This is a genomic window from Cupriavidus basilensis OR16 (assembly GCF_000243095.1).
Lineage (GTDB): Bacteria > Pseudomonadota > Gammaproteobacteria > Burkholderiales > Burkholderiaceae > Cupriavidus > Cupriavidus basilensis_D.
In genome coordinates, this window is the sequence record NZ_AHJE01000003.1 from 23,110 (window position 1) to 34,859 (window position 11,750).

At 67.0% G+C, this 11,750-nt stretch carries 8 protein-coding genes and 2 pseudogenes; 4 read left to right on the plus strand and 6 right to left on the minus strand.

Annotation, left to right across the window (positions count from 1 at the left end; genetic code table 11):
• Positions 1-5 precede the first annotated feature (5 nt).
• The 4 genes from OR16_RS00980 (at position 6) to OR16_RS00995 (ending at position 2,345) form a co-directional block, all read left to right on the plus strand.
• Complete coding sequence (locus OR16_RS00980) at positions 6-755, plus strand: SDR family NAD(P)-dependent oxidoreductase (RefSeq protein WP_006156102.1); 750 nt, start codon at positions 6-8, stop codon at positions 753-755.
• A gap of 27 nt (positions 756-782) precedes the next feature.
• Positions 783-1,190 (plus strand): nuclear transport factor 2 family protein, encoded by a 408-nt coding sequence (locus OR16_RS00985; RefSeq protein WP_006156103.1) that lies wholly within the window; start codon positions 783-785, stop codon positions 1,188-1,190.
• Positions 1,191-1,208: 18 nt separating this feature from the next.
• Complete coding sequence (locus OR16_RS39420) at positions 1,209-1,772, plus strand: TetR family transcriptional regulator (RefSeq protein WP_006156104.1); 564 nt, start codon at positions 1,209-1,211, stop codon at positions 1,770-1,772.
• A 318-nt stretch (positions 1,773-2,090) separates the two neighbouring features.
• Positions 2,091-2,345: a hypothetical protein gene (locus OR16_RS00995; protein WP_141639813.1), complete on the plus strand. Its 255-nt coding sequence runs from the start codon at positions 2,091-2,093 to the stop codon at positions 2,343-2,345.
• A gap of 46 nt (positions 2,346-2,391) precedes the next feature.
• Here the strand turns inward: OR16_RS00995 and OR16_RS01000 are convergent.
• From OR16_RS01000 to OR16_RS01025, 6 genes and pseudogenes are all read right to left on the minus strand, one after another.
• Positions 2,392-5,204, minus strand: a pseudogene (locus OR16_RS01000) (molybdopterin-dependent oxidoreductase).
• 73 nt (positions 5,205-5,277) lie between these two features.
• Positions 5,278-6,507: an NAD(P)/FAD-dependent oxidoreductase gene (locus OR16_RS01005; RefSeq protein WP_006156106.1), complete on the minus strand. Its 1,230-nt coding sequence runs from the start codon at positions 6,505-6,507 to the stop codon at positions 5,278-5,280.
• A complete protein-coding gene (gene nirD / locus OR16_RS01010) occupies positions 6,504-6,875 on the minus strand; it encodes a nitrite reductase small subunit NirD (protein WP_006156107.1) in 372 nt (123 codons plus the stop codon). Before nirD ends, OR16_RS01005 begins: the two co-directional genes overlap by 4 nt.
• 45 nt (positions 6,876-6,920) lie before the next feature.
• Positions 6,921-9,399, minus strand: a pseudogene (gene nirB / locus OR16_RS01015) (nitrite reductase large subunit NirB).
• A gap of 67 nt (positions 9,400-9,466) precedes the next feature.
• On the minus strand, positions 9,467-10,786 hold the full coding sequence (locus tag OR16_RS01020; protein ID WP_006156108.1) for an MFS transporter: 1,320 nt from the start codon (positions 10,784-10,786) through the stop codon (positions 9,467-9,469).
• A 459-nt stretch (positions 10,787-11,245) separates the two neighbouring features.
• Positions 11,246-11,665 (minus strand): VOC family protein, encoded by a 420-nt coding sequence (locus OR16_RS01025; RefSeq protein ID WP_006156109.1) that lies wholly within the window; start codon positions 11,663-11,665, stop codon positions 11,246-11,248.
• Between the last annotated feature and the right edge of the window lie 85 nt (positions 11,666-11,750).

Sequence of the window (11,750 nt, forward strand, 5' to 3'; positions counted from 1 at the left end):
ACAACATGGAATACCCGTTCAACCTGTTCGATCTGCGTGGCAAGGTGGCCGCCATCACGGGCGCCGCGCGCGGCATCGGCGCCGAGACCGCGCGTGTGCTGGCTGCGGCCGGCGCCAAGGTCGCGGTGCTCGATTTGCTGGAAGCGGACGGCCAGGCCGCCGTGCAGCGCATCGAGGCCGAAGGCGGCCAGGCCGCCTTTTGGAAGCTGGACGTGTCCAGCGAGCCCGAGGTGGGCAAGGTGTTCGGCGAGATCGCCGCGCGCTTCGGCCGCCTCGATGTCCTGGTCAACAACGCCGGCATCGACGGCGTCAACGCGCCGACCCACGAACTCGCGCTGGCGCAATGGCAACGGGTGATGGACGTCAACGTCACCGGCACCTTCCTCTGCACCAAGCATGCGATTCCGCATCTTGAGCGCGCGGGTGGCGGCTCGATCGTCAATGTGTCGTCGATGTACGGCATCGTCGGCGGCCCGGACGTGCCGCCGTACCACGCCTCCAAGGCGGCGGTGCGGATGATGGCCAAGACCGATGCCATGCATCCGGGCTATATCCGCACGCCGATGCTGGAGGAAGTGGCGCATGCCTCGGGGCAGGGCGAGGGCCTGTTCGCCTATCTCGGCTCGCAAGCGCCGATGGGCCGCCTTGGCGAGCCGCGCGATATCGCCGCGGGCATCCTCTACCTGGTGTCCGACGCGGCCCGCTACGTGACCGGCGCGGAACTGGTGATCGATGGCGGCTATACGGCGCGTTGAGCGACCTTATCTTCAACGAGGAAGGGAATGACCATCGACACGACCATGACCATGACCGCGAACAAGAGCGCCGCCATGAAGGCCACCTTGCTCGATTACGTGGCCGCTTTCAATGCGGCGGACGCTGAGCGCGTGGTGGCGCTGTTTGCCGACGACGCGACCGTCGAGGACCCCGTCGGCAGCCCGGTGATAGCCGGGCGGGAGCGCATCCTCGCCTTCTATCGGCACGCGACGTCGCTCGGCGCGCGCCTGGAGGTGGCGGCGCCGCCGCGGGGGTCGCACGGCAATGCCGCAGCCTTGAGCTTCGCGGTGTATGCGCGGATGCAGGGGCATTCGGTACGCATCGACGTGACCGATGTGATGACCTTCGGTGCCGACGGGCGCATTACCGGGATGCGCGCGTTCTGGGGGCCGGATGACGTCCATCCACAGTAAGGCGCGTGCCGTACAGCCATGGTGAGGCGTTGTCCGCATGATGCGGCCGTCACGCGCGAGCGCATCCTGGCAAGCGCTGAGTTGCTGTTCGAGCGCCAGGGCGTGCAATCCGTCACGCTGGAGCAGGTGGCCAGCGCGATAGCCATGACACGCGGCGCGATCTACGGACACTTCCGTAGCCGCGCCGACCTGCTGGCCGCCGTGATGGCGCGGGCGGAGGCGCATATGGCCGGCCGGCTCGCGGCCTTGGCCGGTTCCGGGCGCAGCCTGGCCCGTCCGAACCTGGAGCGCGCCCTGGCGACGATGTTGCAGGACGAGGCCGTGCTGCGCTATGCGGGCATCGTCCTCGGCTTGCTGCATCACGCTTGCACGCCTGAATGCGAGCTTTGTCATCTGACGGTCCGCATCCGTGCCCGCGGCATGGCGTTGTGCGATGGCCTTGGCAGGCTGCTGGGCGAGCAGGACAAGGGCGCGCTGCTGGCGGCGCATCTATGGGGCCTGCTGAGCGTCCGTTCACTGCGGCTGGCGCCGGTGGACCTCGCCGGGTGCGTCGGGCCGCTGCTGCAACTCTACGGGGAATAGCTGGCGGCGCCCGTGGCGCTTTGCCGGCATCTCGTTGCGAGTTCCACACGCCTTCGGCGTCTTCCCTGATCCGTCCCCTTGTCCGTCCCCTTATCCATCCCCTCATCCGTCGCCAATCGAGTCTTGTCGTACGCAGCGCGCACGGGCGTAGGGGATCGACCCTAGTCTGCATGGACGAGGAGGTTTTTTCCCCTGGTGCTTACCTTCTAGTCAAGGAACCGTGCCCGCGCTAGTGCATCGCCACAGCGTCATAGCACCATAGCGCCACAAGAGCACGGCAGGGGAAGAAAAAGGGATACGAGCAAAGAGGAGGCAGTCGTGAAGGCTCGATATCGCATCACATGCTTGTTGGGAGCCGGCGCCGTGCTGGCGCTGGGTTTCGCCGCCGGCCTGATTTCGGGCCTGCCTCCCACCAGGGAGGACAGCGCGAGCGAGCGCGTAGCGGCGGGCGCGAGCGCCGCGCCGGAAATCCGGGTGGCGCTGGACGCCGCGCTAAGCGATTGCAACGATGCCTGCCGGCAGAGCCGGGGCGTCGCGGCTGTGGCGGCGCTGGGTTATCGCCCGCCTCCGTAGTACGCAGGTCGCCCTGCAGGCTTGCCCCGGAGCACTGCCTGCTGCCTCAAGCCACTTCCGCCACCCGTATCTCCGCCAGCAGCTTCTTCAGTTCCGGCACGCAAGACCCGCAATTGCCGCCCGCCTTCACGCAGGCGGTGACTTCAGCCGGCGTCTTCAAGTCGTGCTTGCGCACCGCGTCGCAGATGGTGTTGCGCCCCACGCCGAAGCAAGAGCACACAGTGGGGCCGGCGTCGGCGCCTTTTTCCATCGGCTGGCCCAGCAGCAGGCCAATGCGATCGGCGTCTTCCAGGCGCTCCTTGGCGAACAGCGTGGACAGCCACGCGCGCGAGGGCAGTTCGGGGCGCGTGCACACATAAATGCAGGCCTGGAGGCGGTCGTCGACCACGTGGCCGGCATGGTAGACGCCGGCAGTGCGGTCTTCGTACTCGATCCAGTCCGCATTGGGGTCATCGATGCCGAGCAACTGGCGGGCCCACGCGGCGCGCTCGGCGATGGTCTCGCGGCCGGCGAACTCGTAGCGCTGGAACTGGCGGCCCTGGATGCGCGTCCAGTAGGTCAGCGCGTCCGCCTGGAGGTCCTCTCGGCTCAACACGAAGCCATGCCACGACACGCGGAACTCTTCCACGCGCACCGGCGTGTGCTTGAACTCGGGCTCGCCAGAGACCGGGTCCACCACCGGGTTGACCAGCGCGCCCACGCGCGCATCGGAGCTGAACTGGCTGTTCCAGTGGATCGGCACGAATACGCTGCCGCGCGCAATGCCGCCGCTGTGCTGCACCCGCGCCACCATGGCGCCCCAGCGCGTGGTCACGCGAGCCAGCTTGCCTTCGCTGACGCCGCACAGCAGGGCGTCCTGCGGGTGCATGTCGACAAAGGGCTCGGCGATGTGATCGGCCAGCTTTGGCGATTTGCCGGTGCGGGTCATGGTGTGCCACTGGTCGCGTACGCGGCCCGTGTTGAGCACCAGCGGGAACTCGTCGTCGGTGGCGTGGAACGGCGCGCGCGGCGCGGTGGCGATAAAGCGGGCGCGGCCATCGGGATGGGCGAAACGGCCGTCGGCGAACAGCCGGGCAGTGCCGCCGGATGCGTTGGCGAGGCTCCCGGAGGGCGCGGCCATCACCGGCCATTGCACCGGTGAGAGCGCGTCGAATTGCTGCTGGCTCATGCCAGCCAGCCCGGCGAGGTCGAACAGGCGTGGCGCGTGGGCCTGATTGCCGATGCCCGCGTTCCGGTACGCGCTCAGCCGCGCGTGCTCATCGAAGATCTCGTGCGGTCCGGCAAAGCGGAATCCGTCAAAGCCCATGCGCGTGGCCACGTCGCACAGGATGCGCCAGTCGGCGCGGGCCTCGCCGGGCGCCGGCAGGAAGGCGCGCTGGCGCGAGATGCGGCGCTCGGAACTGGTGACGGTGCCGTCCTTCTCGCCCCAGCCCAGCGCCGGCAGCAGGACGTGCGCGGCGTCGTTGGTATCCGTGCGCAGCATGATGTCGGAGCTGACCACCAGTTGGCACCTGGCCAGCGCGCGGCGAGCCTGGTCGGCATCGGGCAGGCTGACGACCGGGTTGGTGGCGATCACCCACACGGCCTTGACGCGGCCTTGCTCGATGGCCTCGAACAGCTCCACCGCCTTCAGGCCTGGCTGGTCCGCGATGGCGGGCGAGCCCCAGAACGATTGCACGATCTCGCGGTGCAGCGGGTCGGCCAGTTCCATATGCGCGGCCAGCATATTGGCTAGGCCACCGACTTCCCGGCCGCCCATGGCGTTGGGCTGCCCCGTGAGCGAGAAGGGGCCCATGCCCGGCTTGCCCAGCCGGCCAGTGGCCAGGTGGCAGTTGATGATGCTGTTGACCTTGTCGGTGCCTGCCGACGATTGGTTCACGCCCTGGGAGAAGGCGGTCACCACCTTCGGCGTGGCGGCGAACAGCGCATAGAAGCCACGCAGGGCTTCGGGGTCCAGCTTGCAGGCCTTGGCCACCTTGGCGACATCGGTGCAGTCCGGGCCCGCCGCGGCCAGCGCGGCACCGCCGCGGCCAGCGCGGCATCCAGGCCGCTGGTATGGGCATCGATGAACGACTGGTCCAGCGCGCCGTGCTGCGCCAGGTAGTGCAGCAAGCCATTGAACAGCCACACATCGGTGCCCGGCTTGACCGGCAGGTGCAGGTCGGCCAGCTCGCACGTCGCGGTGCGGCGCGGGTCGATCACCACCAGCTTCATGTCGGGCCGGGCTTCCTTGGCTTTCAACAGCCGCTGGAACAGGATCGGGTGGCACCACGCGGTGTTGGAGCCGACCAGCACCACCAGGTCGGCCAGTTCCAGGTCTTCGTAGTTGCCCGGCACCAGGTCCTCGCCAAAGGCGCGCTTGTGCCCTGCCACCGCCGACGACATGCACAGCCGCGAGTTGGTGTCGATATTGGCGCTGCCGATAAAGCCCTTCATCAGCTTGTTGGCGACGTAGTAGTCCTCGGTCAGCAACTGGCCGGAGACGTAGAGCGCCACGGCATCGGGGCCGTGCTCGGCGATGATGTCCTTGAAGCCCTGGGCGACCTTGTCAAGCGCGTGATCCCAGGACACTTGCTGCAAGGCGCCGTCGGCACCGCGGACTTGCGGGTGCAGCAGGCGGCCTTCCAGGCCAACGGTTTCCGCCAGCGCCGAGCCCTTCACGCACAGGCGGCCCTGGTTGGAGCCGTGGCTGGCATCACCGGCCACCTCCACGCTGCCGTTGGCATGGCGGGTGGCGCGCACACCGCAGCCCACGCCGCAATACGGGCAGGTGGTATCGGTGACGGTGGCCGAGGCGTCGGCGGACAGCAGGGTGGGCGAACCGGTGGAGAGGATGACGGGGATATCGGACAGGTTCACGTTAGCGCTCGTTGCTGGCGGTCAATCGGGGACTGGATCGTTCAAGCGTTAGATCGGTCAAGCGTTAGATCGGTCAGGCTGCCATGGCCTCGCACTGCGCCTTGCCGAACAGCAGCCGCTGGCGCATGGCGCCCACCGGGGCGCCGCTCTGGATCAGGTCGAAGTACCAGGGGCCGTCCTGCACGTCGCCGTACAGCACCGCCCCGACCAGCCGCCCGCCTTGCAGCACCAGCCGCTTGTACATGCCGCGGCGCGGATCGCGCATGACGAGATCCTCGCTGCCTTCGCCGCCAACGAAGTCGCCGGCGGAGTAAAGATCCACGCCAGTCACCTTGAGCTTGGTGGCGGTGGCCTGCTGCACATAGCGGCGATGCCCGGCGCCGGCCAGGTGCGCGGCGGCCACGCGCGCCTGTTCCCAGATCGGCGCGACCAGCCCGAAGGTGGCTTGCCGGTGCTGCACGCATTCGCCCACGGCGTACACGCGCGGATCATAGGTCTGCAAGGTGTCGTCCACCACGATGGCGCGCTCGCAGCGCAGCCCGGCCTGCTGGGCCAGTTCGATATTGGGGCGCACGCCGGCGGTCATCACCACCAGGTCGGCGGGAATCTGGGTGCCGTCTTTGAAGCATACGCCGGTGACGCGGTCTTCCCCAAGGATGCCGCTGGTATTGGCATTGAGCAGGAAGCGCAGGCCCTTGCGCTCCAGTGCCTCTTTGAGCAACGCGGCGGCGGGTCTGTCGAGCTGGCGCTCCATCAGGCTGTCGGCCACGTGCACTACGCTGACCTCCATGCCCTGGCGCATCAGGCCGTTGGCGGCTTCCAGGCCGAGCAGGCCGCCGCCGATCACCACGGCGTGGCGATGGTTGCGGGCAGCCGCCAGCATGGTCTCCACGTCCTGGATGTCGCGAAAGGCGATCACGCCATCGAGCTGGTGGCCCGGCACGGGGATGATGAAAGGCTTGGAACCGGTCGCCAGCAGCAGGCGGTCGTAGCCCACTTCACGCCCGGATTGCGAGCGCACCAGCCGGCGGCGGCGGTCGATCGCCACCACCGGATCGCCCGCCAGCAGTTCGATGCCGTTCTGCTGGTACCAGTCGCGGGTGTTGAGCATGATCTCCGCGACCGTCTTCTCGCCCGCCAGCACCGGCGAGAGCAGGATGCGGTTGTAGTTGCCGTGCGGCTCGGCGCCGAACACGGTGATGTCATAGAGGTCGGGCGCGAGCTTGAGCAACTCCTCGACCGTACGCATGCCGGCCATGCCGTTGCCGACCACCACCAGGCGGGGTTTGGGAGGCGTGGTCATGCGGCCACCCAGACCTTGCCGTCATAGACGCGGGCCGGATACGCGGTGATGGCGTGCTCGGGCGCTTCCAGGCATTCGCCGGTCTGCAGGTCGAAGTGATGCTTGTAGATCGGTGACGCCACCACGATGCGCTCGCCCAGGCTGCCGACCAGGCCGCGCGACAGCACGGCGGCGTTGGAATTGGGATCGTAGTTGGAGATGGCGAACACCTGGTCGCCGTTGCCGCCCTGATCGTCGCTGTGGCCGGGGCCGACCCGGAACACGGCGATCTGTGCCTTGTCCACCAGTGCGCACACGCCGGTATTGGGCACGATGTCGCGCAGGCTGCAAACGGCGGTCCAGGCGGCGGTATGGTGGGTGTGGCTCATGATGTCTTCCTTTTGCGTTGGCGCGGGATGTTGGGTCGGGACGGTTCAGGCTGCCTTGACGATCACGGGGATCTGCTCAAGCCGGGATTGACGCAAGTTCCGTTCCTCCGGCGTGGCGGGGCGGATCTGGCCGCGCTCTTCCATAAAGACCAGGTTGTCGTCGCGCATGTCGCTGTTGACGAAATGGCGGAAGCGCTTGCGGGTTTCCGGGTTGGTCACGGCGGCCTTCCATTCGTCTTCGTAGGTATCCACCACATGCTGCATCTGCGCTTCCAGTTCGGCGCCGATGCCCAGGCTGTCTTCCAGCACCACGGCCTTGAGGTAGTCCAGGCCGCCTTCGAGGTTGTCGCGCCACACACTGGTGCGTTGCAGGCGGTCGGCGGTACGCACGTAGAACATCAGGAAGCGGTCCACATAGCGCAGCAGGGTTTCGCGGTCCAGGTCGCTGGCCAGCAGCTCGGCGTGGCGGGGCTTCATGCCGCCGTTGCCGCACACGTACAGGTTCCAGCCGCGTTCGGTGGCGATGATGCCCACGTCCTTGCCTTGGGCTTCGGCGCACTCGCGGGTGCAGCCGGAAACACCAAACTTGATCTTGTGTGGCGCGCGCAGGCCCTTGTAACGGTTTTCGATCTCGATGGCCAGGCCGACCGAGTCGTCCACGCCATACCGGCACCAGGTGGAGCCCACGCAGGATTTCACGGTGCGCAGGGACTTGCCAGCTCTTCCCAGATCATCGGCAGCTCTTCCACGCGCGCGCCGAACATGTCGACCCGGGCGCTACCTGGCCGACCGCGATCAGGCCGTCGGGCGTGACTTCGCCGCCCGGCATGCGCGGCACTACGGAGTAGGTGCCGTCCTTCTGGATATTGCCCAGGAAGTAATCGTTCGAATCCTGCAGGCTGGCGTGCTCTTCCTTGAGTACGAACTCATTCCAGCAGGAGGCGAGGATGCTCGCCACGGTCGGCTTGCAGACGTCGCAGCCCAGGCCCTTGCCATGCGCCGCCAGCAGTTCGCCAAAGGTCTTGAAGCCGCCCACGCGCACCAGGTGGTAAAGCTCCTGGCGCGAGTAGGCGAAGTGTTCGCACAGGTGGTTGTTGACCGCCAGGCCTTGCTTCTTCATCTCGGCCTTCATTACCTGCGTGACCAGCGGTACGCAGCCGCCGCAGGTGCTGCCGGCCTTGGTGCAACTCTTCAGCCCGCCGATGGTGGTGGCGCCAGCGCCGACGGCAGCGCAGATATCGCCCTTGGAAACGTTGTTGCACGAGCAGATCTGCGCGGAATCCGGCAGCGCGTCAGCGCCCAGCCCAGGCTTGGCCTGGCCATCGGAGGACGGCAGGATCAGGAATTCGGGCGACTCGGGCAATTCGATCTTGTTGAGCATCAGTTGCAGCAGGGTGCCGTATTCCTCGGCATCGCCCACCAGCACGCCGCCCAGCAGGTACTTGCCGCATTCAGACACCACCAGCTTCTTGTAGACCTGCTTGCGCTCGTCGGTGAACTGGTAGGAACGGCTGCCGGGCGCGTTGCCGTGCGGGTCGCCCAGGCTGGCCACGTCCACGCCCATCAGCTTGAGCTTGGTGCTCATGTCGGCGCCGGTGAACTCGGCCTGCTGGCCCAGCAGGTGCCTGGCGGCCACGCGGGCCATTTCATAGCCGGGTGCGACCAGGCCGTAGATCTTGCCGTCCCACAGCGCGCATTCGCCGATGGCGTACACGTCGGGGTCTGAGCTCAGGCACTGGTTGTCCACCGTGATGCCGCCGCGCTCGCCAATGGCCAGGCCGCTGGCGCGGGCCAGTTCGTCGCGCGGGCGGATGCCGGCGGAGAACACGATCATGTCGGTGTCGAGGTGGCTGCCATCGGCAAAGTTCATGCGATGGGTGCCATCTTCGCCGTCGACGATTTCCACGGTGTTCTTGCGGGTGTGCGCGGTGACGCCGAGTTCTTCGATCTTCCGACGCAGCATGGCGCCGCCGCCGTCGTCCACCTGTACCGCCATCAGGCGCGGGGCGAATTCCACCACATGGGTTTGCAGGCCCATGTCACGCAGCGCCTTGGCGCATTCCAGGCCCAGCAGGCCGCCACCGATGACCACGCCGGTCTTCGAGCGCGTGCCGCACTCCTGCATGGCTTCCAGGTCTTCGATGGTGCGGTAGACGAAGCAATCCTTGCGATCCTTGCCTGGCAGCGGCGGCACGAAGGGGTAGGAGCCGGTGGCCATGATCAGCTTGTCGTAGGACAGCGTCTCGCCGGTGGACACCGTCACGGTCCTGGCGGCGCGGTCAATGCCGGTGGCGCGGGCGTTCAGGCGCAGCAGCATGTTGCTGCGCTCGAAGAAGCCGGCTTCCACCAGCGAGAGATCCTCGGCGGACTTGCCGGCGAAGAATTCGGAGAGATGCACGCGATCATAGGCCGGGCGCGCTTCCTCGCACAGCACGGTGACTTCGATATCTTGCGAGCCTGCCTCGGCCAGGCATTCCAGGAATTTGTGGCCGACCATGCCGTGGCCGATGATGATCAGTTTCATGATGATTTCCTTGTTCTGTGGGGCCGCTGGTGCGTGTGCTTGCGTGGCGTCTTTGCGTCGGGCGGGCTCAGGAGCCGGAGCCGGCCAGTGCGTTGTCGAACAGCGCCTGCTCGCTGGCCTTGTGCTCGGCCGAGAAACGCACGGCGATGGCGCACAGGGCTGAGACGATGGCCACCGCGCCCAGCACGGTCAGCGTTTGCTGCAGGTTGCCCAGGCCCTTCATCAGGAAGCCCGCGGCCACGGCGCCCACATTGCCGCCGGCACCGATGATCCCGGCCACGCCGCCCAGCGCCTTGCGGTCGATAAAGGGCACCAGCGCGTAGGTGGCGCCGCAGGCCATGTGGGTGAACAAGCCGAAGGTCAGCATGGCGACGATGGCCGCCGTTACGCTGTGTGCCTGGGCAAACCACAGCAGGCCGAAGCCTTCGCCCAGGATCAGCACGAACAACAGGGTGGAGCGCGCGTCCAGGCCACGGCGCATTGCCGACTTGTCCGACAGCCAGCCGCCCAGCGCACGGGCGAACAGGGCAAGCAGGCCGAAGCTCGCGGCGGCCAGGCCGGCGCTGCCGAGCGACAGGCCGAAGTGGTCCACATAGTAGGTAGCAGCCACGTTGTGGATGAAGATCTCAACGCCGAAGCAGGCGCCGTAGGTGACGAACAGCATCCACACGCGGTAGTTGGCGGCGGCGGCGACAAAGCTGGCCCAGCCGCCCTTCTTGCCGCTGTCGATGGCGATGCCGCGAGCACGCAGGTCCTTGAAATCGCCTTGCGGGCAGTCCTGGGTGTAGCGCCAGTAGAGCACCGCCATGATCAGCATCAGCACGCCGGGTACCAGCAGTGCCAGGCGCCAGCCCATGGTGTGGCTCACGCCCAGCATCAGCACGCCGCCCAGCAGCAGCGGCATCAGTGCCTGCGCCGCGCCACCGCCGGCATTGCCCCAGCCAGCCGCCGCCGCGTTGGCGGTACCCACCACGTTGGGGGCGAACATCACCGAGGTGTGGTACTGCGTGATCACGAAGCTCGCCCCGACCGCGCCGATCAGCAGGCGGAAGAACAGGAAGGCCTCGTAGCTCTGCGCCATCGCCACGCCCAGCACGGGGATCGCGCCCAGCGCAAGCAGGCCGGTGTAAGCGCGGCGGGGACCGAAACGGTCGCACAGCGGGCCGATGGCCAGCCGCACGAGAATGGTCACGGCCACCGCCGCGATATTGATATTGGCGACCTGGTCGAGGGTCAGGCCAAATTCGCCCTTGAGCACCGGCATTAACGGCGCACAGGCAAACCACGCGAAGAAGCACACGAAGAAGGCCATCCACGTCAGGTGGAAGGCGCGCATCTGCGGGGTGCGCAGGCTTAGCAGTTCGATGCGGGTGGCTTTGCCGGTCATCATGGCTCCATAAAAACAAATGGCGTCCCGCAATCCGGTCATGAAGACCAGATCAGGGGACGCCGTTGTCCTGGTGGCAGCGGTGAAGACCGCTGCTACCCTGTGTGGGGTGAGCGGGCCGCCGTTGGTCCGCTCGCGTCTTATTACGCAAGCGGTGTGCCAGGGCTGTTTGTGATGGATGGAGGGGGTTTTGCGCTGCGGGGGAGCGTCAGGCGGGGACCGGATGCGCCGAGGTGGGGCGGGGCGGCACGGTCATGGTGCAGTGCAATGGGCGGGGCGGTGCGTGGGAATGGTGCAGGCGACAACTGGCTTGAGGCCGTCCAGGCTCATTTCAGTGCTGGAGCGGGACGGTGCGGCCCCTGCGCGGCGCGCCAAGGCTGAACGATGTCCTGGTCGGCTGGCGATGCTTCACGGCATGTGCTGCTTTAGCCGCATTCGGTGCCTTGCCAGGCGCCGCTGTCATTTCGAGGCCGAATGGCACACCGCCTCCACGCGATTGCCCGCCGGATCGAAGAGGAATGCTGCGTAGTATTCGCGATGGTAGTGAGGCCGGAGGCCCGGATCGCCATCCGAACGTCCCCCGGCAGCGAGGCCCGCCGCGAACAATGCGTCCACCTGTTTGCGGGACGCCGCCTTGAAGCACCAGTGCCGCTTGTTTGCTTCGATCACGCCAGGGTCCAGATAGACCGCCAGACACGTCGATACCGTATCGCCGGACGTGCAGCGCTCGCCGTAGCCAAGCGCATCGGGGCGGTCATAGACCTTCGTTGCCCCCAGTGCCTGCATGACCGAGTCATAGAACGGACGTGCCGCGTCAAGGTCGGGCACGCCTATCGAAACATGATCGAGAAAGCGGCTATTGGAAGCGTCGCCAGTCATCCAGCGCACGAGCTAGACCGGGGCGCCATCGAGGAGGGCGTGATGAACGAGCGCTAAGACATGGCCGGCTCACCGCCAACGTCGC

Excerpts from the sequence above, each read along its gene's own strand:
- nirD (WP_006156107.1), bottom strand. The coding sequence starts at position 6,875 with ATGAGCCACACCCACCATACCGCCGCCTGGACCGCCGTTTGCAGCCTG.
- OR16_RS00980 (WP_006156102.1), top strand. The coding sequence starts at position 6 with ATGGAATACCCGTTCAACCTGTTCGATCTGCGTGGCAAGGTGGCCGCC.
- OR16_RS00985 (WP_006156103.1), top strand. The coding sequence starts at position 783 with ATGACCATCGACACGACCATGACCATGACCGCGAACAAGAGCGCCGCC.
- OR16_RS01025 (WP_006156109.1), bottom strand. The coding sequence starts at position 11,665 with ATGACTGGCGACGCTTCCAATAGCCGCTTTCTCGATCATGTTTCGATA.
- OR16_RS01005 (WP_006156106.1), bottom strand. The coding sequence starts at position 6,507 with ATGACCACGCCTCCCAAACCCCGCCTGGTGGTGGTCGGCAACGGCATG.
- OR16_RS39420 (WP_006156104.1), top strand. The coding sequence starts at position 1,209 with ATGGTGAGGCGTTGTCCGCATGATGCGGCCGTCACGCGCGAGCGCATC.
- OR16_RS01020 (WP_006156108.1), bottom strand. The coding sequence starts at position 10,786 with ATGACCGGCAAAGCCACCCGCATCGAACTGCTAAGCCTGCGCACCCCG.